The organism is Wolbachia endosymbiont (group A) of Andrena hattorfiana, assembly GCF_947179565.1.
Classification (GTDB): Bacteria; Pseudomonadota; Alphaproteobacteria; order Rickettsiales; family Anaplasmataceae; genus Wolbachia.
In genome coordinates, this window is record NZ_CAMXBT010000003.1 from 396,610 (window position 1) to 418,661 (window position 22,052).

25 protein-coding genes and 2 tRNA genes are annotated in these 22,052 nt (G+C 35.0%); 20 read left to right on the top strand and 7 right to left on the bottom strand.

All coding sequences use genetic code 11. From position 1 onward, the window contains the following. The first annotated feature begins 17 nt into the window (after positions 1-17). From metK to ruvC, 5 genes are all read left to right on the top strand, one after another. On the top strand, positions 18-1,190 hold the full coding sequence (gene metK, locus OM966_RS07000; protein WP_264329352.1) for a methionine adenosyltransferase: 1,173 nt from the start codon (positions 18-20) through the stop codon (positions 1,188-1,190). 125 nt (positions 1,191-1,315) lie between these two features. Then, entirely contained in the window at positions 1,316-1,990 is a 675-nt protein-coding gene (locus OM966_RS07005; protein WP_264329353.1) for a TenA family protein, read from the top strand. Positions 1,991-2,033: 43 nt separating this feature from the next. Next, the gene (locus OM966_RS07010) at positions 2,034-2,693 is read left to right on the top strand and encodes a TenA family protein (protein WP_264329354.1); all 660 of its coding nucleotides are present in this window, start codon (positions 2,034-2,036) and stop codon (positions 2,691-2,693) included. A 47-nt stretch (positions 2,694-2,740) separates the two neighbouring features. Further along, on the top strand, positions 2,741-3,568 hold the full coding sequence (locus tag OM966_RS07015) for a cytochrome c oxidase subunit 3 (RefSeq protein ID WP_264329355.1): 828 nt from the start codon (positions 2,741-2,743) through the stop codon (positions 3,566-3,568). Then, positions 3,569-4,057, top strand: a complete 489-nt coding sequence (gene ruvC, locus OM966_RS07020) for a crossover junction endodeoxyribonuclease RuvC (RefSeq protein WP_253309367.1) — start codon at positions 3,569-3,571, stop codon at positions 4,055-4,057. 44 nt (positions 4,058-4,101) lie between these two features. Here ruvC and ruvX read toward each other — a convergent pair whose 3' ends face one another. Next, a complete protein-coding gene (gene ruvX / locus OM966_RS07025) occupies positions 4,102-4,569 on the bottom strand; it encodes a Holliday junction resolvase RuvX (RefSeq protein ID WP_264329356.1) in 468 nt (155 codons plus the stop codon). A 374-nt stretch (positions 4,570-4,943) separates the two neighbouring features. Between ruvX and gatB the strand changes: the two genes are divergently transcribed. The 4 genes from gatB to OM966_RS07045 all read left to right on the top strand — a co-directional run bounded on the left by gatB (position 4,944) and on the right by OM966_RS07045 (position 9,722). Next, positions 4,944-6,368: an Asp-tRNA(Asn)/Glu-tRNA(Gln) amidotransferase subunit GatB gene (gene gatB / locus OM966_RS07030; protein ID WP_264329357.1), complete on the top strand. Its 1,425-nt coding sequence runs from the start codon at positions 4,944-4,946 to the stop codon at positions 6,366-6,368. A gap of 132 nt (positions 6,369-6,500) precedes the next feature. Beyond that, positions 6,501-7,151, top strand: a complete 651-nt coding sequence (locus tag OM966_RS07035) for a hypothetical protein (protein WP_264329358.1) — start codon at positions 6,501-6,503, stop codon at positions 7,149-7,151. Positions 7,152-7,160: 9 nt separating this feature from the next. Next, the gene (locus OM966_RS07040; protein WP_264329359.1) at positions 7,161-8,231 is read left to right on the top strand and encodes an NB-ARC domain-containing protein; all 1,071 of its coding nucleotides are present in this window, start codon (positions 7,161-7,163) and stop codon (positions 8,229-8,231) included. After that, on the top strand, positions 8,232-9,722 hold the full coding sequence (locus OM966_RS07045) for an ankyrin repeat domain-containing protein (protein WP_264329360.1): 1,491 nt from the start codon (positions 8,232-8,234) through the stop codon (positions 9,720-9,722). It begins immediately after the preceding gene. 84 nt (positions 9,723-9,806) lie between these two features. Here OM966_RS07045 and OM966_RS07050 read toward each other — a convergent pair whose 3' ends face one another. From OM966_RS07050 to OM966_RS07075, 6 genes are all read right to left on the bottom strand, one after another. After that, a complete protein-coding gene (locus OM966_RS07050; protein ID WP_319605028.1) occupies positions 9,807-10,226 on the bottom strand; it encodes a DedA family protein in 420 nt (139 codons plus the stop codon). A 6-nt stretch (positions 10,227-10,232) separates the two neighbouring features. Next, positions 10,233-11,606 carry a cysteine--tRNA ligase gene (cysS, locus tag OM966_RS07055; protein ID WP_264329362.1) on the bottom strand — a complete coding sequence of 458 codons (1,374 nt, stop codon included), beginning with the start codon at positions 11,604-11,606 and terminating at the stop codon, positions 10,233-10,235. Beyond that, complete coding sequence (locus tag OM966_RS07060) at positions 11,599-12,255, bottom strand: exopolysaccharide biosynthesis protein (protein ID WP_264329363.1); 657 nt, start codon at positions 12,253-12,255, stop codon at positions 11,599-11,601. Before OM966_RS07060 ends, cysS begins: the two co-directional genes overlap by 8 nt. 90 nt (positions 12,256-12,345) lie before the next feature. Further along, positions 12,346-13,002 carry an exopolysaccharide biosynthesis protein gene (locus OM966_RS07065; protein WP_264329364.1) on the bottom strand — a complete coding sequence of 219 codons (657 nt, stop codon included), beginning with the start codon at positions 13,000-13,002 and terminating at the stop codon, positions 12,346-12,348. Between the two features lie 166 nt (positions 13,003-13,168). Beyond that, positions 13,169-13,336, bottom strand: a complete 168-nt coding sequence (gene tatA, locus OM966_RS07070; protein WP_006013840.1) for a twin-arginine translocase TatA — start codon at positions 13,334-13,336, stop codon at positions 13,169-13,171. A 173-nt stretch (positions 13,337-13,509) separates the two neighbouring features. Next, on the bottom strand, positions 13,510-14,238 hold the full coding sequence (locus OM966_RS07075) for an ABC transporter ATP-binding protein (RefSeq protein ID WP_264329365.1): 729 nt from the start codon (positions 14,236-14,238) through the stop codon (positions 13,510-13,512). Between the two features lie 148 nt (positions 14,239-14,386). Here OM966_RS07075 and OM966_RS07080 point away from each other — a divergent pair. The 11 genes from OM966_RS07080 to rplJ all read left to right on the top strand — a co-directional run bounded on the left by OM966_RS07080 (position 14,387) and on the right by rplJ (position 22,037). After that, positions 14,387-14,463 (top strand) — tRNA-Arg (locus OM966_RS07080). Between the two features lie 672 nt (positions 14,464-15,135). After that, entirely contained in the window at positions 15,136-15,510 is a 375-nt protein-coding gene (rpsL, locus tag OM966_RS07085) for a 30S ribosomal protein S12 (RefSeq protein WP_006279787.1), read from the top strand. Between the two features lie 5 nt (positions 15,511-15,515). Further along, positions 15,516-15,995: a 30S ribosomal protein S7 gene (gene rpsG / locus OM966_RS07090; RefSeq protein WP_253307294.1), complete on the top strand. Its 480-nt coding sequence runs from the start codon at positions 15,516-15,518 to the stop codon at positions 15,993-15,995. A gap of 21 nt (positions 15,996-16,016) precedes the next feature. Next, complete coding sequence (fusA, locus tag OM966_RS07095; RefSeq protein ID WP_264329366.1) at positions 16,017-18,089, top strand: elongation factor G; 2,073 nt, start codon at positions 16,017-16,019, stop codon at positions 18,087-18,089. Positions 18,090-18,100: 11 nt separating this feature from the next. After that, positions 18,101-19,273 carry an elongation factor Tu gene (gene tuf / locus OM966_RS07100; protein WP_264329094.1) on the top strand — a complete coding sequence of 391 codons (1,173 nt, stop codon included), beginning with the start codon at positions 18,101-18,103 and terminating at the stop codon, positions 19,271-19,273. 13 nt (positions 19,274-19,286) lie between these two features. After that, a tRNA-Trp gene (locus OM966_RS07105) sits at positions 19,287-19,359 on the top strand. A 19-nt stretch (positions 19,360-19,378) separates the two neighbouring features. Continuing rightward, positions 19,379-19,579 (top strand): preprotein translocase subunit SecE, encoded by a 201-nt coding sequence (secE, locus tag OM966_RS07110; protein WP_205517846.1) that lies wholly within the window; start codon positions 19,379-19,381, stop codon positions 19,577-19,579. After that, complete coding sequence (gene nusG, locus OM966_RS07115; RefSeq protein WP_264329367.1) at positions 19,569-20,405, top strand: transcription termination/antitermination protein NusG; 837 nt, start codon at positions 19,569-19,571, stop codon at positions 20,403-20,405. The genes secE and nusG overlap by 11 nt, the downstream gene beginning before the upstream one ends. 2 nt (positions 20,406-20,407) lie before the next feature. After that, entirely contained in the window at positions 20,408-20,848 is a 441-nt protein-coding gene (locus OM966_RS07120) for a 50S ribosomal protein L11 (RefSeq protein WP_264329368.1), read from the top strand. A gap of 4 nt (positions 20,849-20,852) precedes the next feature. Continuing rightward, positions 20,853-21,506 carry a 50S ribosomal protein L1 gene (rplA, locus tag OM966_RS07125; RefSeq protein WP_264329369.1) on the top strand — a complete coding sequence of 218 codons (654 nt, stop codon included), beginning with the start codon at positions 20,853-20,855 and terminating at the stop codon, positions 21,504-21,506. Between the two features lie 12 nt (positions 21,507-21,518). Further along, positions 21,519-22,037, top strand: coding sequence for a 50S ribosomal protein L10 (gene rplJ / locus OM966_RS07130; protein WP_264329370.1), 519 nt, complete (start codon positions 21,519-21,521; stop codon positions 22,035-22,037). The last annotated feature ends 15 nt before the right edge of the window (positions 22,038-22,052 follow it).

Consider the following 22,052-nt stretch of genomic DNA (forward strand, 5'->3'; position numbering starts at 1 on the left):
AAGCAGAAACCTAAAGCATGAGTTTATATAAAAATTTAGTAACCAGTGAGTCAGTGGCGGCTGGTCATCCAGATAAAGTAGCAGACCAAATTTCAGATGCAATACTTGATGAATACCTTTTCACTGATCCTTTTGCGCGAGCTGCAATAGAGACTTTAGTCACCAAAGATAACGTTATTATAGCTGGGGAAGTATTCGGACCTAACATCAAAAATAGCAGGATTGAAAGTATTGTATGGAATACAATAAAAGATATTGGTTATGAGCATGATGGTTTCCACTGGAGAAAAGTGAAGGTAAATATACTGCTGCATGAGCAATCAAATGACATTGCAATAGGGTTGGATCAAGGTGCTGGGGATCAGGGCATAATGTATGGCTATGCAACAACAGAGACAGAAAACCTTATGCCAGCACCCATTTTTTATGCACACTCGATTCTGAAAAATATCATGAGCGCAGTTAAAGAAGCAAAGCTTGGTCCGGATGCAAAATCACAAATCACTTTGGCATATGAGAATAACCTCCCGGTACGTGCTGAAAGTATCATTGTCTCAATACAGCACCCTGAGAATTTGGATCAATCAAAAGTAAAAGAAATAATTTATCCTTACATAGTTTCATCTTTACCTAAAGGGTGGATATGTCCTGAGGAAAATCTCTTAGTCAATCCAACTGGTAGATTTGTTATTGGTGGACCGGTTAGTGATTGTGGATTAACCGGACGAAAAATTATGGTTGATACCTATGGAGGTTATATTCCACACGGTGGAGGGGCATTTTCCGGAAAAGATGCAACCAAAGTTGATAGATCTGCAGCTTATATGGCAAGATACCTTGCTAAAAATATTGTCTTTGCAGGTTTAGCTGAACGTTGTCTTGTGCAGCTTTCTTATGCAATTGGTGTATCAAAACCTACTTCATTCTATATTGATACATTTGGTACGAATGCGGTGGAGGAAAGAGTAATTAAAGAGTTTATCGAGAATAGTATAGATTTATCAACAAAAGGCATAATCAAGCATTTATCGCTTAATCGCCCTATATATAAACGTACAGCCTGTTATGGACATTTTGGTAAAGAGTCAGAAAATGACGGTGGATTTTCTTGGGAAAGCATGAACTTGTCTGCTGATCTTTGTAGAGAATTCAATATAGAAGGTAATAGTAAAATTTCTTTAGATTGCTAAAATTTTTGATTTACAGCCTCATATTTATATACTAGCTTATTGTTGAAGTATAATTGCTTTTTCATAATAATTATACTATATTAGTGATAATTATTATATTCAGTTTTTATTGTGAGGCTCATAAAATGTATAACGGAATAGAAGAAGAATTCTGTAGCATAGCTATAAAAGAATTATCTGATCTTATTGATAGAATAGAAGAACATCCTTTTTATGCTGAATTGATGAATGGCAAATTAAGTTATAAGAAGTTCAAGTTCTACGTTCAACAGACTTTTTTATGCTTAGTGGATTGCACTCGTGTTTTTTTAATTATTGCAGCTAGAGCTAATGATATTGAAACAATGGATAAATTAACCTTTATAGCTCGTAAAATATTCAGTATGCGAAGTCTATGTGAGGAGCAGTTTACAGAATGTAACTCATCCGATAATCACAAAAGATCGAAATCTAGTTCTGCCTTTATTGATTTCTTCATGCGTGCTGCATACCATAATTCAGTAGCTGAAGGCTTAGCAGCTTCTTATCCATGTTTTGGTATGTGTCAGATCACCTTTCAACATACGGTAAAAGATAGCATTCCTTCAAGCAATAAGTATAAAAAATGGATTAATCTCTATAATACTAATATAGTGGATAACACAGCTGATGCTATAACTGAGATTGTGAATAAGCTGTATAGAGAATCTAGTAATAAGGAGAAGAAAAAGATGCTCGAGTTTTTTCGTAACGGATTAGAACTTGAGGTAATATTCTGGGATGAGATGTATTATTCTAATATATCTAGCAAAGAATATTAGAAGCGGATTATTTACGTTGACTTGATCTTTATCGGTAACTACAGTGTTCAGTGGCATAATTAGGAGCTGTTACGGGTCAAATCTTTTAAAGGATATAATTGAGCATCCTTTTAATGTTAAGTTGGCGAATAACACCCTAAATATAGAGAACTTCAAATTCTATGCTCAACAAAAGACGTTGCTCTTAGGTGATTATATTCGTACCACCTTAATTACTGCATCCAGAATGGAAGATTATAGTAGTATTATCTCGCTTACTGAAGTAGCCCAAAGAGCAGTGACTGTTAATAGAGTGCTATATGACTACTACTTTACTATGTACAGTATAAGTCGTGGAAAGAAATCTCTTGAGTGTTTTAATTTCACTAATTTTCTTTTATCCATCTCGCATAGTAATACCTATGAGGCTATGACGGTTTTGTATTCTTGCATGTTTATATACAAGACTGTCGTTGATAGCATGAAAAATAGATTCAAAAAAAATAATAGATATAGGGATTGGTTTTATTTTTGTTACAGTGATTCAGCAAAGTCTGGATGCATTATTTTGGAAAATATTATTGATGGATATTGCAGCAGAGCAAGAGAAAATGAAAAGAGCAAAATGCTTGAGTTGTTTAGAATAACTGCACAATTTGTGTTAGATTTTTTGAACGGTGCATATAATTTTTCAAGATTCAATCAATTTCCTAAGGAACATTGACAATTTTAAGCTAATTTGTATCCTTAGTAAGTATTTTTTAAAATGCTATGAAAAGTAAAGAACATGATTTTCATTTAGTGGACCCAAGTCCTTGGCCAATTGCTATATCAGCAGCAATTCTTATTCTTACACTTGGATTAGTTGGCGCGCTTCATAAACAAATTTTCGGAATGTTTTGTTTAGTTCTGGGAATCTCCGCAGTATCAGGGGTGCTGTTCTATTGGTGGAGAGATGTAATAAGGGAGGCCATTTATGACAAATGTCACACTGCCATTGTAAAACATGGACTCAAATTTGCAATGTACTTATTTATTCTCTCGGAGGTCGTGTTTTTTATAGTGTTCTTTTGTTCATTCTTTAAAGCCTGGCTTGATCCAGTTTTTTTATTTGAGGCGTTTTCTCCTGCAAAAAAAGTTGAATGGCCCCCTGAGGGGATTTTGCCGCCTGATCCATGGTCATTACCATTCATGAATACATTAATATTATTGCTTTCTGGTACAACAATTACTTGGGCAAATCACTCTTTACTTGAAAATGATAAAAAGAGCATGATTAAAATGCTGTCCATAACTATATTGCTTGGGGTTTTTTTTATAATAGTGCAAGCAATAGAGTATCATGAAGCGAGTTTTTCTCTACAAGAAACAGGAGAAAAGCTTATTTATACATCCAATTTTTATATGATTACCGGTTTTCACTGCGCACACGTTATAATAGGAATAATATTTTTATCAGTGTGTTTATTTAGAGCGCGGAAAGGCCAGTTTACACCTCAGGACCATTTGTGCTTTGAGTTTGCCTCCTGGTATTGGCACTTTGTAGATGTAGTCTGGATGTTTTTATTTTTGTTTGTCTATTGGTTAAGCGTTTATTAAGTGGTTAAAATAATAGGTCTAGATCCAGGGATAAGCAAGACTGGTTGGGCCATTATCAGCCTGAACGAGAAAAATAATATTGAATTTTTGGGCGGCGGTACCATATCAACTGATGGTAAATTGGGTACAGGTGAACGCTTACATATAATTTTTGAACAATTAAAGAAAGTAATATTTCAATATTCTCCGAATGAAGCTGCAGTAGAAAAAATTTTTGTTAATAAAAATCCTAAATCTTCACTAACTTTAGGATATGCAAGAGGGGTTGTAATTTTAGCGTTAAAAATAACAAAGCTAACTATGAATGAATATGATGCAAACTATGTAAAAAAAAGCATTACCGGAAATGGCCATGCTGATAAGGATCAGATTATATTTATGGTGAAGCAAATAGTTAAAAATTTGAGTATAAAATGTCACCATGCTGCTGATGCTCTTGCTGTAGCAATTTGTCATGCTTATACGAAAGGTTCTTGTTTTGTTGAGTAACTTTTATATGAGATTCAGTTTGAAGATTTCCAGATCTGAAAAAACTATTTGATTGTATTTATCTTGTCTAACGTTCGTTGCAAAATAATACATGCGGAGATTTTATCATCTATTTTTTTCGATTTTGTGGTTGATATTCCAGTGATTTTTAGTGTATGAGTTGCGATAGATGTTGAGAAGCTTTCGTCTTGTAAGTATATATGTACTTTATATTTTTTTATTATTTTATTTGCGAATTGGATTATGGTTTTACACCATTTAGTTTCTTGCTCGTCCATTTTTAATGGTAGTCCTATTACCATTGATCCAGCTTCATTTTCTTTGAATATTCTATGCAGATAACCTAAATCTTTGCTCATATTTTTCCTATAATATACACTATGAGCTGTGGCTATAAGCTGTGTTTTATCGCTAAATGCTATGCCTATTTGCTTTTCTCCCATGTCAAGGCACATTATGCGCTTATCTTTTGGAATAGACTTTAGAAACTCATCTGGATTTCTATGTAGCATCTATTAGACTTCCTTTAAAGTGACCTTACCCAGAAAAAGTAGAGAGAAAGTCAAGAAAATTTTTTACAAAAAGAATAATGAATCAAATTGCTCAGGAATGCAATAATTAATAGCAGAATGTCTACGCTGTTTAACATACAGCTTCTAATTAAAACTCAACTGTATATTCTCTTCTTTTTGTCATTACTACTCCTTTTGAAAAAACATTTTTATTATAAAAAAACGCCTTTTCTTTCTCTTCACTCTTTCTGGGTAAGGTCATATTTTAATTACTATAGGTTAAAAAGTTAAGACAAAAAATAAAAATGTGGGTTTTGTTTTGACTTTTTGTGTTAATTTTGCAGAATATTAAGATTATCATTTAAATAAAATACATGACGAAAGAGGATTGGGAAGCGGTAATTGGGCTTGAGGTGCACACTCAAGTTTCTTCTAATACGAAGCTATTTTCTAGCTCATCAACGGAGTTTGGTGCTGAGCATAACACTCAAGTTTCTCTAGTTGATGCGGCAATGCCAGGTACGCTGCCAATACTAAATTATTACTGCATAGAGCAAGCAATACGCACTGGTCTTGCACTTTCTGCAGAAATTAATAAGTGTTCTTACTTTGATCGGAAAAATTATTTTTATCCTGATTTACCGCAAGGTTACCAGATAACCCAGTTTTTTGAGCCAATAGTTAAAAATGGTAGAGTATTTATCAACGACAATGAAAAGGAAATAAGAATTGCGAGAATTCATTTAGAGCAAGACGCAGGAAAGAGCGTTCATGAGGAAAGCAAAACTTATGTGGATTTAAATCGTGCAGGGGTTGCTTTAATGGAAATTGTTTCAGAACCAGATCTCCGTTCATCTGCGGAAGCTGCAGAATGCATGAAAAAATTGAGGCAGATTTTGTGTTACATTGGTTCATGTGATGGTGATATGGAAAAGGGATCACTTCGTTGTGATGCAAATGTTTCTGTCCGCCTAAAAGGCAGTAGCACATTTGGCACTCGTTGTGAGATAAAAAATCTGAACTCGATACGTTATATTGTGCAAGCTATAGACTATGAAATACAAAGACAAATTGAAATTTTAGAAGGTGGGGAAGAAATAAGTCAAGATACCTTATTGTTTGACGTTGCTTCGGGAAAAACAAAAGTGATGCGAAACAAAGAAGATGCAAGCGACTATAGATACTTCCCTGAGCCTGATTTATTACCTGTTGAGGTAAGCCAGGAGAAAATTGATTTAATTCAATCATCTTTGCCTGAGTTGCCAGAGCAGAAAAAGCAGCGATACATTGAAAAATTAGGTATCAATGAATACGATGCAAACGTCATTACTTCCGATAAGGCGATTGCTGATTACTTTGAGGAACTGATAAAAAAACATGATTCAAAGCTCGCGGTCACCTGGTTAACTGTAGAGCTTTTCGGTCGTTTAAATAAAGCAAATATTGATATTGCTGACTCTCCAATCAAAGCAAATGCTTTGTCCGAACTCTTAGATTTTATTGTTGATGGAACAATCTCTGCTAAACTTGGCAAACAAGTATTCGATAGTATGTTTGAAACTGGCAAACCTGCATCTCTCATCATAGAAGAGCAGGACCTAAAGCAAATAACCGATAGAGGTCAAATATCGGAAATTATCGACACAATCATCAATAGCAACCAAGATAAAGTTCAAGAATACAAAAGCGGTAAAACAAGATTATATGGATTCTTTGTCGGTGAAGTCATGAAATCCACTAAGGGAAAAGCCAGCCCTGATGTTGTGAATTCAATTTTGAGTGAAAGATTAAGTAATTAGTCACATTTTTTTATTTACATAACAGCACATCTCGTAGATATTCCAAGGTCTTTGTTACGATATCTGTATATCATGACATATAACTTTTTTACCATTTATGGGTACTATTTATAAAATTATGTGAGGTTGAGGATGCCTGAAACTTATCCTGCTGGAGGGAGAAAACGCTCTTTTCATGGTGATATTTACCAATTGAAGTGGCTAATGCTGTTTCTCAAACGTGCAGTAGATAGAGAATATTCTTTCCGCTTAGCCACAGAAATGGAATCAGCTGCAGGTTTTGATGATATTGTTTTTCGATATAGGCAAAATGGAACAACAGTACATAGGTTTGTACAAATCAAACACAAGCAAGATAAATGCGAAAAAATCGGTGTAGGCAAATTGCTTTCAAAAGATAAAAGTGGTGAATTTAGCTTGGCAAAATATTTTGTTCCCTACCTAAAGATTAAAAATAATCAAGATTTTGCAGATGGTGACCTAGAGGACTTTATTATCTGTACTAATATCGGTTTCGATCTAGCTCAAAGTACAACACAAAACACAATAAAAAAGTTGAAAGTAAAAACTTCGGGACCAAACAAGGGAATAGAAATTGCAGTTAAAGTAATAAGCACTAGTGATATTTTTTTTAAATACGGCGGTACGAGATACAAGTTCTCTTGTACTCACGATAACATGATTTCAATAGTGCAACCGGCATTTAAGAGTGCTGTAAAAGAAGCAATAGAAGAATTGGAAAAGGAGATAAAAGAACTTCAAGGTAAATCAGATCAAAACTAAAAAAGAAAATTGGAAAGAAATCAGGTATGGCAACGTGAGTTTGAGCAAATGACAAATGAAGGCAGGTTAGAAGAGAATATAAGGGAATTTTTTGATAAATTAGTATTTGCAGTAAATCAACCTAACGAGATAAAACTAGCGGAAATCATTGAGAATGAGTTAGGCAAAGAATTTAATAATATCGATAAAAAGAACGTTTTTGGTCGCTTTCTGGTAGAAGTTCTGGATTGGATGAAAGCAAGAGAGGGAAAGTTTCTATCACATGAAGAAATAAATGAGTTTTTTGAAAAAATAAGAGAGGAAATTTTAGGAGCGATTTGGTTTGGCATAATAGAGCCAGTGGCATCTTTTACTGGTAGAAGTATTGAATTAAAAGCCTTACATGACGCACTACAAAGGAGCACGGGCAGGCAAGCGGTGATATCGCAGGTTGCTACTATTAGTGGTCTTGGAGGAGTGGGAAAAAGTGAGTTAGCTAGGAAATATGCTTACAAGTATGGAAAGTATTATGGTGGCAATGTTATATGGATAAGTGCTGAAAACTCTCAGACTATGGAAAGTTCTTTTCTGGACTTAGCTAAAGATGATAAACTAGGCATTTCTCCCCAGGATAAGTACGGAAATGACAAGATGATAGAAACTATTGTTAAAGAAACATATGCTTTTTTTGCAAGAAGGGGAAGGAGAAGCCTGTTCATTTTTGATAATGCTGAGGGATATAAAGGTATTAAAAGGTTTTTACCTTCATCTTTACATCCTAGGCATAAAAAACCTTATGTTTTAATTACTTCTCGTGACTGTAAGTGGAATGTGAGAGGAGAAGGTGATATAAAAGTAATACAATTAGATGAGTTTGGTGAAGTAGAAGCTTTAGAATTTGTTAGAAAAGCTTTGAACATAGAGAACAATTTACAGGATAGGGAAATAGAAGAGCTAACAAGAGAATTACAATATTTTCCATTAGCTTTAGGACAAGCAGTTGTATATATTCAAGATCGAAATGAGGAATCAAGATTAAGGGGTGATAAGAGATTTAAAATAAGTGATTACTTAAAAGAGTATCAACAAAATGCAGGTTAATTGCTTAAGAAAGGAGTTTATGAAAATGAAGATCGTTATACTAAAACAGTTTTAACAACTTGGAACATTACGATGACATATATATGCAAGGAATATGGCTTTGAAGCATTAAGCATTCTTGAAATAATGGCCTATCTTGCTCCTGACAATATCCGCATCAAAGAAATTTTTTCAAAATTAATAACAAATGATAAGGCAAAGCTTTGGAATGCTGTTGAGTTACTTAATCGATATTCAATGATTAAATTAAGGGAAGGAGTAGTAAATATCCACAGGCTAGTACAGGAAGTAACAAGATTAAAATTACAAGAGAACCGACAAGAAGAGAAAACCCTCAGAAAGGCTCTAGAATTGATAAACAGTGGTGATTTAGCGAAAGATAGTAAAATTCATGTTGCATCTATTTGGGGATATGCAAGTAAACACGGTAGGTTGATTGATGACTTTTACAAAGATACTAATTTACATTTGCTTGTTGAAAATGATGATTATAAAGCGATTAAAAACTTATTAGCATATATAAAGAAAAAACATCAAGATAAGCTTAGTGAGATTGTTAATGCTAAAGATGGGTGTGATATTGCTCCATTGCATTTAGCTGCTGGAAATGGGAAATTGGACATAGTAAAATACCTGATCAATAAAGGTGCTAGTATTGATTCTAGGGACTGTTTTTACCAAACGCCATTATACTGGGCTGCTAAGAGTGGAGAGTTAGACATGGTAAAATATCTTGTAAATAAAGGCGCTAGTGTTGATATTGAAGATAGTTATGGCCGGACTGCGTTATACTGGGCTGTTGAGAATGAAAATTTTTATATAGCAGAATACCTTATAAAAGAAAAAGGTATTGATGTTAGTGCTAGGTACAGCAATGGCAAAACTATGTTACATGAGGCTATTAGGTTTGCGAAACTGGATGCGGTGAGGTACCTAATTGGTAAAGGAATTGATATTGATATCAAAGACGGATATGGCGGTGCTCCATTGCATTGGGCTGCTATCAGAGGAAAGATTGATATGGTAAGATATTTTATAGAGCAAGGTGCTGACGTTAATGCTAAAGATAATGATGATCTAACGTCGTTACACTGGGCAGTTTTATACGCGAACTTGAAGGTAGTAAGATGTCTTGTTGAAGATGGTAGTGATGTTGATGCTAAAGACAAACGTGGCTGGACACCATTGCACTTGATTGCCAAGAATAACCGTCTATTATGGGGGGATGATTTGAATGAAATGTTGGGAACAACAGAATACTTCATTCAAAAAGGTGCTGATGTTAACGCTAAGGATAAAGACGGCAACACACCACTACACCTCGCTGCTATGAAGGGAAAGATTGATGTAGTTAAGATACTATTAGAGTACAATGCAGACGTTAACACTAAAAATAATGAAGGAAGAACAGCATTGTATTATGCAGCTAATAATAATCACCAAGAGCTTGTGGAATTGCTTTTAGCTCATGGTGCATCCCGTGACTATTGAAATTTTGCATTTAATTTATAGCTCAGCCTCTGTCAGGCCATAGGATGACAGAAGTGGGCTTTAATAGCTGTAGTACTATAGCTGTTATACTCCAAAAGTAAGTATTAGATATAACAAATAGAAGAAATTAGATAGAATGATTAAAGGGGCAAGGATATAAAGGTTTAACTTGAAATAACCTGATAAAATTTGAATCACACTTCCAAGTGCTGGCACCCATGAAAGTAATAAAGTTGCAAAAATTAGCAAATTTTTTGTAACTTTTGGCATTGTATATTCGTTTTCTAATTTGTGGTATGATTTTCGTATAGAGATTGTTATTCTACCTAAGTACCAATTAACTATTCCACCAAGGCTTGATCCTAGTACTCCAAAAAATAACATAAGTAGTGGAGTGTAATACGACCTGAAATAAAGCATGGTATTGAACACAAAACCTTGATGTATGGGTAAGACTAATGATGATACTAGACTATCTGTGAATAACAGGAAGTAGTTTTCCATATGAATTTACCAGGTTGTTGTACCATCTTCATTGTCAGAAATTGTAATCCCCTTTTGTTTCAACTGATCCCTTATTTTGTCTGCAGTATCGTAATTTTTATTTTTTTTTGCAATTTTTCTTAAGTCTATCAACCTTTCTATTTCTTGATGATTTACATCCACAGCAAACCACTCTTGATAACTTGACTCAAGAAGACCAATAAATCTGGCACTCTTAACAAAACTCTCAGTTAATTTAAGCTTTTCACTTTCATTACTCATTTTGTTGATTTTTGCAGCCATTTCATGCAGTATAGCTAGAGCTTCAGGAATGTTTAAGTCGTTTTTTAAAGCGTCTATAAAATCTTTAGAAATCTCTGCGTTACTTTCATCAATATTCGTTGTATCTAAGCCACGTAATAACCGATAAAATTTATTTAAGGTTTCCTGTGCATCAGAAATAACGTTTTCTGTCCAATCAAGTGGTTTTCTGTAGTGAGTTTTGAGCAGTGCATAGCGTATTACTTCACCCTTTATTCCACTATCTAGCAAATCTCTTACTTTGACTATATTAAATAAGGACTTGCTCATTTTTTCTTCATTTACTGTAAGAAAGCCGTTATGTATCCAGTATTTTGCAAACATTGATCCAGCAAATGCAGACTTACTCTGTGCAATTTCATTTTCATGGTGAGGAAATTGTAAATCTATGCCGCCACCATGAATATCAAAATCTTTGCCAAGATAAGCATATGACATTGCTGAGCATTCTATATGCCATCCAGGCCTGCCCTCTCCCCATGGGCTATCCCAATAACTTGAAAGTTTGTAGTCAATATCACTTGCAGGCTTCCACAGTACAAAATCTCCAGGGTGCTTTTTATTTTCATTAACTTCAACTCTGCTACCTGGAACCAATTCATCAGTTTTTTTTCCTGATAAAGCACCATATTCATGGTAAGATTCTATATTAAAATACACGTGTTTGTCAGATTCGTAAGCGTGGCCTGATTGCAGTAAATGTTCAATTAATTCTATAATATAATCTACGTTTTCCGTTGCTTTTGGCTCGTGTGTTGGCTCTTTACAATTTATGCTTTCCATATCATCATGAAAAGCTTTAATGTAATATGTGGTTATACTTTCTATGTTGCTATTTTTCTCGCTTGCTGCATTAATTATCTTATCATCAATGTCGGTTATGTTACGCACATAGGTAACTTTGCCATAACAAAACTTAAGTAGCTGAAATAACACATCATACACAACAACAGAACGTGCATTGCCTATATGTGCTGTGTCATATACTGTTGGTCCGCAAACATACATTTTCACATGATCTTTATCGATTGGTGTAAAAAGTTCCTTTTTTTTTGTTAAGGTGTTGTAAAGCCTAACCATATACGAAGCTTTTGAGAAAAGAAAATGCCCCAATGATAAGTTGTGGCCCTTTGACTACTACAACAAGAGTAAGCAATAGTCCGCACAATGATATTAAAACTCCCAATATGGATAGAAACCCATCTTTACTCATAATACCAAGTGAAATAAGAGTCGTACCAATTGCAGGAATAAAGTTGGTAAGAGGTAATGGAAGAGCTATTGATAATGCACAAAGCAACATTACAAAAGCTAAAATTTTTTCGCCAGGCCCATAGAAAATAAAAGACATTCTTGGTTTCATGAACTTTTCTATTTTTTTTAATGCTGGAGAAGTTTTTTCCACCACAAGAGCTAGTGTTGAACGCTGAAAAGACCTTCTTTCCAACCAATGCGGCATCCAAGGAGAATCAAATCCAAATAGAAGCTGCAGTGAGAATAAGATTAAAGGCATAGAAAGAATAGTTGTATAACCAGGTGGAACCGGTATAGGCACCGATAGTGGCAAGGAGAAGATGATTATTAAAATACCAAAACCGCGCTCATGCAAAGCTGTTTTAATATCGAACAAAGTTACTTTATCGCTATCATTGTTATTGGTATCTGCAACCTCTTTTAGAATATCAGAAGCTAGTTTATCACTTTTAGTCAACTTATCATTTTTTGACACGAAAAACCCTTGATAAAAATAATTCTTAACACAATTATTGTTTTATTTCAATATGCATTACTCATTTCGCGCTAGTACTTCATTCTTTTGTTAAAGTGTTGTAAAGCTTTTAAGAAGAGAAAGTGCTCCGGTTATAAGTTGTGGTCCTTTGACTATTACAACAAGAGTAAGCAACAACGCACACAATGACACTAAAACTCCCAATATGGATAGAAACCCGTCTTTACTCATAATACCAAGTGAAATAAGAGTTGTGCCAATTGCAGGAAGGAAGTGAGTAAAAGGTAATGGAAGAGCTATTATTATTGCACAAAGCAACATCATAAAATCCAGAATCTTCTCACCAGGCCCATAGAAAATGAAAGACAGTCTTGGCTTCATGAATTTTTCTATTTTTTCTAATACAGGGGAAGTTTTCTCTACCACAAGAGCTAGTGTTGAACGCTGAAAAGACCTTCTTTCCAACCAATGCGGCATCCAAGGAGAATCAAATCCAAATAGAAGCTGCAGTGAGAATAAGATTAAAGGTATAGAAAGAATAGTTGTATAACCAGGTGGAACCGGTATAGGCACCGATAGCGGCAAGGAGAAGATGATTATTAAAATACCAAAACCGCGCTCATGCAAAGCTGTTTTAATGTCAAACAAAGTTACTTTATCGCTATCATTGTTATTGGTATCTGCAACCTCTTTTAGAATATCAGAAGCTAGTTTTTTATCTTTAGTTAGTTTCTCACTTTTTTGCACAATTATCCTTTAATAAAATATTCCTCCTAAGCTAACATAGTTGTTGCTGTATTTCAATATTTGTTATTTATTTCATACCAACACTTTATCTCTTTCATTTTTTAACCTGACTAAGTTTTTAAACAGATGACATGCACTAAGGTGCATGTCACGAAGTATGAGGACGCTAACGATCTGGCTCATTAGACGATAATTTTTCTGAGTCCTTAAGCTCCTGTTTAAGGTTTTTGATGCCTTTTCCTAAATCACCCATAACTTGCGGTAATCTACCTGCACCAAACAGAACTAAAATTATTATCAAGACTAGAAACAATTGCCATGGTCCTAAACTCATTTTCACCTCCATTTAAAATATTGACCTTTAAATATTAAAACTTGACTGAAGTCAAGTAACACATAGATTATATCACCTTTATTTAATTATAAATCAAGGTTTTTTAATTATTTTATAACAATTCCAAACTAGATTGTTTTCTTGCAGCGAATAAGTGGAAACTTTTCGCTTAACTATAGAGGAGAGGAGAGCTCACTAAAAAACTTTGCTAGCGTACCATCTTTAGGCCTATGGTATATATCGCTAGAAACTCCTGATTGAATAATTTTACCATTTTTCATTACGTAGATAAAATCTGCAACTTTCAATGCTTCTTGCGGGTCATGAGTTACCATTAGCACAGGGATATTTTTACTTCTAAAAAGGGACAATATATGTTGTCTTATTCGGCACTTGAGCAGTATATCCAAATTAGAAAATGGTTCATCTAACAACACAACATCAGGGTTTTGTGCCATCACTCTTGCTATTGCAACTAATTGTTGCTGTCCTCCAGATAAGGCGTTAGGGTACATATTTTCATATTTTTCTATATTGAGTAACTTCAAGATTTCCAATGCAATTAGGTGCTTTTCTCTCTTGGAAGAGCTGCGGATAGCAAAGGTTATATTTTCTACTACTGTTTTGTGAGGAAATAATGCAGAATGCTGAAAAATCAATCCGATATTTCTATGCTCTATAGCGACTGATGCCTTATTGCTTGCAACTAACCTATCATTTATAAAAATAGTTCCAGATTTTGGATTTTCTATCCCTGCAATTAATTTCAAAATTGTTGACTTGCCACAGCCAGAATGCCCCAATAAACATGCAACACTTCCTTTTTTTACTTTAATGTTTATATTGCTTAAAGCAAAGTCGTCTTGATTGTTATAGAAATAACCAATGTTGTTAACTAGCATTAATCTTACTTAAACCATGTTATTAAATATAATAGCATTATACTCAAGAAGTACAGAAATGTTTCTTGTCGTCATAAATTGGTTATGCAAGAAATCTAGAAAAGAGAAGGATTTTTTGCTATAACTTTACATAAATGGTAGGAAACACGGGACTATAGCTCAGCAGGATAGAGCGTTGGACTCCTAATCCGAAGGTCGTGCGTTCGAATCGCACTAGTCCCACCACATTGCTTCACAAATTTCATGGAGATTTTTTTCACAAATACACACACCTATTCCAGTGTCAAGCACTGGAATGACAAGTTCTTGGCAACCCCTACGTCATACCGCCGCAGTATCTCTTAGCATAGATCCCGCTAACACGTAGCGGGATACTTGACCTTTACAGGGATGACGGTTGTCGTTTAGTTATAAATATTTAAGAAATTTACTAAACGAAAAAAAGGCAAAAGAAGCCCCATGGTGCGAGTTTTGACCCTATAATAATTTAAACTGGCGCTGTAATAATGTGCTAACGCTTAAAATAAGCGCGATTTGGCTGAATGTAGAAAAAATTTAAAAGACATGCAGCCGCTATAATTTTATGTAATCCGCCAAAAAATACCCTAAGTTTTTTACTGAATTTTGTCATTGAGCCTGCAGGTCAAAAACAAGTTTTGAGTCATAAATACCCTTATTGTCATAATAAGGGGGCTGGCGGAGTTTGTCAAGCAAGTTTTTCGTTTCTACTTAATGACAATTGTGGCTTGGGAGGTAGTGCAAGAAGTCTACTGATGGCTTTCAAAGCAGTTGAGCTTAATTATTAGAGTAGTAATGTTTATTTTTATATTGACTATTGAGGTTTATTATTTTATAACTAAAAACTTAGTTATTTTAATGAGCTTGAGTTTATAACATATGCCTACGATAAATCAATTAATACGTAAGGGTAGATTAGGATTGACCCATAAGAAAAAGGTACCAGCTTTGGGGGAAAGCAACCCTCAAAGGAGGGGTGTTTGCACTAAGGTGTATACTACAACTCCTAGGAAGCCTAACTCAGCACTCCGTAAAGTAGCCAGAGTAAAAATTAGTGGGTATGGTGAAGTGACAGCTTATATACCTGGTGAAGGTCATAATTTACAAGAGCATTCTGTTGTTTTGATACGTGGTGGGCGGGTTAAAGATTTGCCAGGTGTGCGTTATCACATAATAAGAGGTGCCCTTGATCTGCGTGGCGTGCAAAATCGAAAGAAAGCTCGTTCAAAATATGGTGTAAAGAAATCTGGTTAAAGTTTATGGCTCGTAGGAATAAAGCAAAAAAAAGAGAAATAAGTCCTGATTCGCGTTATGGCAGTGTTTTGCTGATGCGTTTCATTAATACAATCATGAAATGTGGTAAAAAATCTACTGCAGAAAAGATTATCTATGACGCTTTGTCTTTAGCTGAAAAGAAAATAGGCGAAGGTGGGTTATCAATTTTTGAAACAGCGGTAGGAAATGTTACTCCTTCTATAGAAGTGCGTTCTCGACGCATTGGTGGTGCAACTTATCAAGTGCCTGTTGAAGTTCGACAAGATAGGGCGATTTCTTTAGCGTTAAGGTGGATTGCTAAAGCAACTTCTGCTGCTCGAAAAAAGAGTGGAAAAACCACTGTTGATTGTTTGCAATCTGAAATACTGGATGCTTATAATAAACGCGGTGGTGCGTTTAAGATGTGCGAAGAAAAATATAAAATGGCTGAGGCTAATAAGGCATTTTCTCATCTTCGTTTTTAATGTTAGCTAATTAATTGTGATATGGAAATTGGGATATCTAAATACAGAAATATAGGAATAATGGCTCATATAGATGCTGGTAAGACTACCACAACAGAGCGTATTTTATTTTATACTGGTAAGCAAAATAGAATTGGTGAAGTGCACGATGGGGCAGCTTCTATGGATTGGATGGAGCAGGAAAAAGAGCGTGGTATTACAATTACATCTGCTGCAACAACATGTTTTTGGAATGATCATAGGGTCAATATAATAGACACTCCAGGTCACGTTGATTTCACTATTGAAGTTGAGAGATCTTTAAGGGTTTTGGATGGTGCAGTTGCTGTATTTGATGGAGTTGCTGGAGTTGAACCTCAATCTGAAACAGTTTGGCGTCAAGCTGATAAATATAGCGTTCCTCGTATCTGCTTTGTTAATAAGATGGATAGAATAGGGGCAAATTTTTATCGATGTGTTGATATGATAAAGACGAAGCTTGGTGCAGCACCTTTAGTCATTCAGTTGCCAATAGGAAGTGAGAAAGATTTCAAAGGTATAATTGACCTTATTTCTATGAAAGCCATTATATGGCAAGAAGAAACGTTGGGTGCTAAATTTTCTTATGAAGATATTCCTTCTGATTTGCTTGACAAGGTTCAAGAATATCGAAATCTTTTATTAGATGCTGCAGCTGAGATGGATGATGAAGCGATGAATACTTACTTTGAGTCTAATGATCTGCCAGTAGATTTACTGAAAAAATGCGTGAGAAATGGAACCATCAAAGGAAAATTTGTTCCTGTATTATGTGGATCAGCTTTTAAAAATAAAGGCGTACAACCACTTTTAGATGGTGTGGTTGACTTTTTACCTTCTCCTATTGATGTTGATGTAATTGTTGGAACTGATCCTAAAGATTCAGAAAAGAAAATTGAGATCAAACCTTCAGAAAAAGAGAAATTCGTTGCTCTTGCGTTTAAAGTGATGACGGATAAGTTTGTAGGCAGCTTGACGTTTATTCGTATTTATTCCGGTAAGTTAAAATCCAAATCCGCTGTGTTAAATGCGGGAAAAAATGAGACTGAAGGAATTGGCAGAATGCTGCTTATGCATGCAAATAACAGAGAAGATATAAACGAAGCTAAAGTTGGCGATATAGTTGCCTTAGTTGGATTAAAGAGAACAATTACTGGTGACACTTTATGTTCACCTGATTTTTCTATATTATTAGAGCGTATGGAATTTCCTGAGCCTGTTATTGAAATTGCTGTGGAACCTAAAACTACTTCAGATCAGGAGAAATTAGGTGTTGCTTTAAATAGATTGGTTGCAGAAGATCCTTCTTTAAGAATGTCAGTAAATGCGGAGAGTGGACAGACTATATTGAAAGGCATGGGTGAGCTGCATCTTGAGATTATTGTTGATAGAATGAAGCGCGAGTTTAACGTTGAAGCTAACGTTGGTGCGCCTCAAGTTGCATATCGTGAAACTATCACTAAATCTGTTGAAATTGATTATACTCATAAAAAACAGTCCGGCGGTGCTGGCCAATTTGCAAAAATAAAGATTATATTTGAACCTCTTGAGCCTGGTTCTGGTTTTCAATTTGAAAGTAAAATTGTAGGTGGTGCAATTCCAAAAGAATATATTCCTGGTGTACAAAATGGTTTAGAGTTGATAAAAGAAGGAGGCATGATCTCTGGTTTTCCGGTTATTGATTTTAAGGCTACCCTTATTGATGGTGCTTTCCATGAAGTTGATTCTAGTCCTTTAGCTTTTGAACTTGCTGCTAAAGGTGCTTTTAAAGAGATGGCAAATAAAGCTGGTCCAAAAATGTTAGAACCTATAATGAAAGTTGAAATCATTACGCCTGAAGAGTATATGGGCGATATCATGGGCAATGTAAATAGCAGAAGGGGGCAAGTTTCAAGTATGGAAACGCATAATAGTAGCACTATAATTCTTGCTTTCGTACCTCTTGCGAATATGTTTGGTTATATAAATGTTTTGCGTTCTATATCTCAGGGAAGAGCTCAGTATAGTATGCATTTTTCTTATTATGAACAAGTACCACAATATGTGGTTGATGAGTTAAAGTTAAAGTATAATTAAGGGTAATAATTATGACAGCAGTAGTGGAAGCATTTGGAAAGCCGCATGTAAATGTGGGAACAATAGGACATGTGGATCATGGGAAGACAACGTTAACAGCGGCGATAACAAAGCATTATGGAAATTTTGTAGCGTACGATCAGATAGATAAGGCGCCAGAAGAAAGGAAAAGGGGGATAACGATAGCAACAGCGCATGTTGAGTATCAGACGGAAAAAAGGCATTATGCACACGTTGATTGTCCTGGACATGCTGACTATGTAAAGAACATGATAGTAGGTGCAGCACAGATGGATGCGGCGATATTGGTAGTGTCGGGGGTTGATGGGCCAATGCCACAAACGAGAGAGCATATATTGCTAGCGAAGCAGGTAGGTGTTGGATATATCGTGGTGTATATAAATAAAGCTGATGTTGCTGATGCTGATATGATAGATTTGGTAGAAATGGAAGTGAGGGAATTGCTGAATAAATATGGATTTCCAGGGGATGAAGTGCCTGTGGTAGTGGGGTCTGCATTGAAAGCGCTGGAGGATGACAGTAGCGAATATGGAAAGAAATCAATAGATAAATTGATGGAAAAGTTAGATGAGTATGTGGCGGTTCCACCAAGGCCTGTGGATTTACCATTTTTATTGCCAATCGAGGATGTATTTTCGATATCGGGGCGAGGAACGGTGGTAACAGGAAGGATAGAGAAGGGAGAGATAAAGACGGGAGAAGAGATAGAGATAATAGGTCTGAAAGCGACGCAAAAGACGATATGCACAGGTGTAGAAATGTTTAAGAAGTTGCTGGATAAGGGGAGTGCAGGACTCAATGTAGGAATATTGTTAAGAGGAACAAAAAGAGAAGAAGTGGAGAGAGGGCAAGTATTAGCAAAACCGGGGACGATAACGCCGCATAGAAAGTTTAGGGCGGAGGTTTATATATTAAAGAAAGAGGAAGGAGGAAGGCATACACCATTTTTTGCGAATTACCAGCCACAGTTTTATTTAAGGACAACGGATGTAACTGGGAGCATAAAATTGCTAGATGGGAAGGAGATGGTAATGCCAGGAGATAATGTGAGTGTAGAAGTAGAATTGCAAGTACCGATAGCAATGGATAAGGGATTGCGTTTTGCGATAAGAGAAGGCGGTAGAACTGTTGGTTCTGGTGTTGTTTCTGAAATTTTGGAGTGAGAGTTTGAGTTATAGGAGTGTAGCTCAATTGGTAGAGCGCTGGTCTCCAAAACCAGAGGTTGTAGGTTCAATTCCTATCGCTCCTGCATTAATGTTGTGGTGAAAATGTTAAAAAGTTTGTGTGTTTTTTTCTATGATATAAAGCAAGAAATACGAAGAATTGCTTGGGTAAAGAAACAGGAGGTGTTGTCATCTCTATTTGTTGTGATGATTGTGATATTATGCTTTTCGATTTTCTTCTGTTTTGTGGATTTTATGTCTCTTTACGTAATTAAGGCTTTATTTGGAATTATTTATGGAATGTGAATATAAATGGTATATCATTAGAGTTGATTATGGATATGAGCAAAATATACGCGAATTGGTAAGTAATGCTGTTTATTTTAAGGAAGTGTTTATTCCTTATCAAACGGTATGTAATTCAAAGTCTGATATAAAAGAGTTATGTGAAGTGTATGTATATATGCATCTATGTGATGAAAGCAAAAATATTTTGAATCAAACGCCTGGATTCTGCAGTGGCGAATCTGGTGATTTTGAGATGATTTCAGATGATGAGATAAGTTTAAAGTGTAAAGAATTTAATAGATATAAATGGTATATCTTGAGAGTTGCTTCCAATTGTGAAGAGAAAGTGCGCCAACATATATTGGAAAATTCTATAAGATTGAGTGTTAATGGTTACTTTAAGGAAGTTTTTATTCCATATGAAGAGCTAAGTGGAGTAGAGTTGAAATCTAAGAAAATTGCTACACGAAGGAAATGCTTTCCTGGTTATGTCTTTTTATACGTGAATTTATGCGATGAAGTATTGAATTTTATCAATAATATACCAAAATCTCTTAAGGTTTATGGGTTTTTGAAAAATGGTAATATTCCAAAGGTGATTTTGGACGATGAGATTCACTCAATGTGTAATGCACTTTATAATGCTCAAGAGACAAAGAAGTTAGGTTATGGTTATGAAAAAGGTGAAAAAGTGAAAATTAATGATGGTCTTTTTCAAAATTTTACTGGTAAGGTAAATATGGTAAACGATGAGAAAAAAATTATTAATGTGGAAGTATCAATTTTAGGTAAGCCGACAATAATAGAGCTTGATCTGGCTCAAGTAGAGAAAATAGAGGATTAATTATGAGTGTTATAGTTGCTAAGATTAACTTACTTATGGAAGCTGGGAAAGCAATTCCAGGACCGAAAATTGCTTCAGTACTTGGTCCACGTGGTATACCTGTTCCTAAGTTTTGTGAAGCTTTTAATAAAGTTACTAGCGCTGCTAACGCTAATTATAAAGTAGGCGGTTTAGTAACAGTGCGAATTTCCATAAAGGATGATCGCTCTCATGATTTTACTGTCAGCGGTCCACCTGTGGCTTATTTACTTAAGCAGGAGGCTAAATTAAGTAAAAGTTCTGGTAATCCTGGTAAAGAATTAGTGGCTAAGTTACCTATGTCTGCTATAATTAAAGTGGCAAAGTGCAAGATGGTTGATATGAAAGTGGATAATGAAGATTCAGCAGTGAAAATGGTTGTAGGCACTGCAAAATCTATGGGTATAGAAGTTGTGGAAGGTTAGGTAAATGAATACATATAATGATAATCCTAAGCAGTGTTTGAAGAAGATTATTGAGTCTGCTTCAGCAAAATTTAATGAATCAGTTGATATTGCAGTCAATTTAGGCGTAGGTTCACGTAAATCTGAAGAGCAGGTGCGTGGTACAGTAGTTTTGCCTAAAGGTATCGGGAAGAATATTAAAGTAGCTGTTTTCGCTCAAGATAAACATTTATTAGAAGCTGAAAAAGCTGGTTCTGATATTGCAGGAGGAGAGGATTTAGTTGAAGAAATAAAAAAGGGTAGAAAATTAGATGTTGATTGGTGCATTACTACTCCTGATTTTATGGCAAAAATCACTCCTATTGCAAAAGTATTGGGTGCTAAAGGGCTGATGCCTAACCCTAAATTTGGTACTGTGACTTCTAACATTGCAGAAGCTATTAAAACCATTAAGTCTGGTCAGATAAAATTTAGAACAGATAAAAATGGTGTTATTCATGGTAAATTAGGAAATATTAAATTTGATATTGATGACTTGCTAGAAAATTTAAAAGCCTTTCTTAAAGTAATTAAAGATAATAAACCTATTTCTGCGAAAGGAATTTACTTTAAGGGTGTTTTTTTAAATTCAACTATGGGTGAAGCTTATAAGATAAGCAAAGTGGAAGATATAATTTAAGGGAGTGATACCGTGAAGCATAAAAATAAGGATGAATTTATACAGAGCATAATAAATGTATTTGTAAATAATGATTTCTTGATATTAGTAAATTTTAAATCTATAAATGCTAATGATTCATTAACTCTGAGGAATAGCCTGAAGTCTATAGCAGGTGGGGTATTAGTAGTTAAAAACACTCTAGCGCGCTTGGCTTTGGAAAGGACTGGTAAATTTTCTTATTTATCAGGTAAATTTTCTGGTTCTGTTGCTATTATATACTCTAGTGGCATAGTAGAAGCTGCAAAGTTAATAGTTGATTTTATTAATGCTAACAAAGAAAAAATGTCTGTGATTTGCGCGGCTCATATAAATGAATTGTTAACAGTGGAAGATGTTAATAAACTGGCTAAGTTGTCTTCTTTGGATGAGTTGCGTGTTAAAATTATGCGTTTAATATCTTATGATATTCCTGCTCGATTGGCGTTGTCTATTAATTCATCTTCTATGAGGCTTATGAGAGTTTTGGATTATTATAGTTCTAAAAAATAAATTTGTTGTTAAGTA

Coding starts and splice junctions, on each gene's coding strand:
- metK (WP_264329352.1), top strand. CDS start 18: ATGAGTTTATATAAAAATTTAGTAACCAGTGAGTCAGTGGCGGCTGGT.
- OM966_RS07005 (WP_264329353.1), top strand. CDS start 1,316: ATGTATAACGGAATAGAAGAAGAATTCTGTAGCATAGCTATAAAAGAA.
- OM966_RS07015 (WP_264329355.1), top strand. CDS start 2,741: ATGAAAAGTAAAGAACATGATTTTCATTTAGTGGACCCAAGTCCTTGG.
- ruvX (WP_264329356.1), bottom strand. CDS start 4,569: ATGCTACATAGAAATCCAGATGAGTTTCTAAAGTCTATTCCAAAAGAT.
- gatB (WP_264329357.1), top strand. CDS start 4,944: ATGACGAAAGAGGATTGGGAAGCGGTAATTGGGCTTGAGGTGCACACT.
- OM966_RS07035 (WP_264329358.1), top strand. CDS start 6,501: ATGCCTGAAACTTATCCTGCTGGAGGGAGAAAACGCTCTTTTCATGGT.
- OM966_RS07050 (WP_319605028.1), bottom strand. CDS start 10,226: ATGGAAAACTACTTCCTGTTATTCACAGATAGTCTAGTATCATCATTA.
- cysS (WP_264329362.1), bottom strand. CDS start 11,606: ATGGTTAGGCTTTACAACACCTTAACAAAAAAAAAGGAACTTTTTACA.
- tatA (WP_006013840.1), bottom strand. CDS start 13,336: ATGAGTTTAGGACCATGGCAATTGTTTCTAGTCTTGATAATAATTTTA.
- OM966_RS07075 (WP_264329365.1), bottom strand. CDS start 14,238: ATGCTAGTTAACAACATTGGTTATTTCTATAACAATCAAGACGACTTT.
- rpsL (WP_006279787.1), top strand. CDS start 15,136: ATGCCTACGATAAATCAATTAATACGTAAGGGTAGATTAGGATTGACC.
- rpsG (WP_253307294.1), top strand. CDS start 15,516: ATGGCTCGTAGGAATAAAGCAAAAAAAAGAGAAATAAGTCCTGATTCG.
- fusA (WP_264329366.1), top strand. CDS start 16,017: ATGGAAATTGGGATATCTAAATACAGAAATATAGGAATAATGGCTCAT.
- tuf (WP_264329094.1), top strand. CDS start 18,101: ATGACAGCAGTAGTGGAAGCATTTGGAAAGCCGCATGTAAATGTGGGA.
- secE (WP_205517846.1), top strand. CDS start 19,379: ATGTTAAAAAGTTTGTGTGTTTTTTTCTATGATATAAAGCAAGAAATA.
- nusG (WP_264329367.1), top strand. CDS start 19,569: ATGGAATGTGAATATAAATGGTATATCATTAGAGTTGATTATGGATAT.
- OM966_RS07120 (WP_264329368.1), top strand. CDS start 20,408: ATGAGTGTTATAGTTGCTAAGATTAACTTACTTATGGAAGCTGGGAAA.
- rplA (WP_264329369.1), top strand. CDS start 20,853: ATGAATACATATAATGATAATCCTAAGCAGTGTTTGAAGAAGATTATT.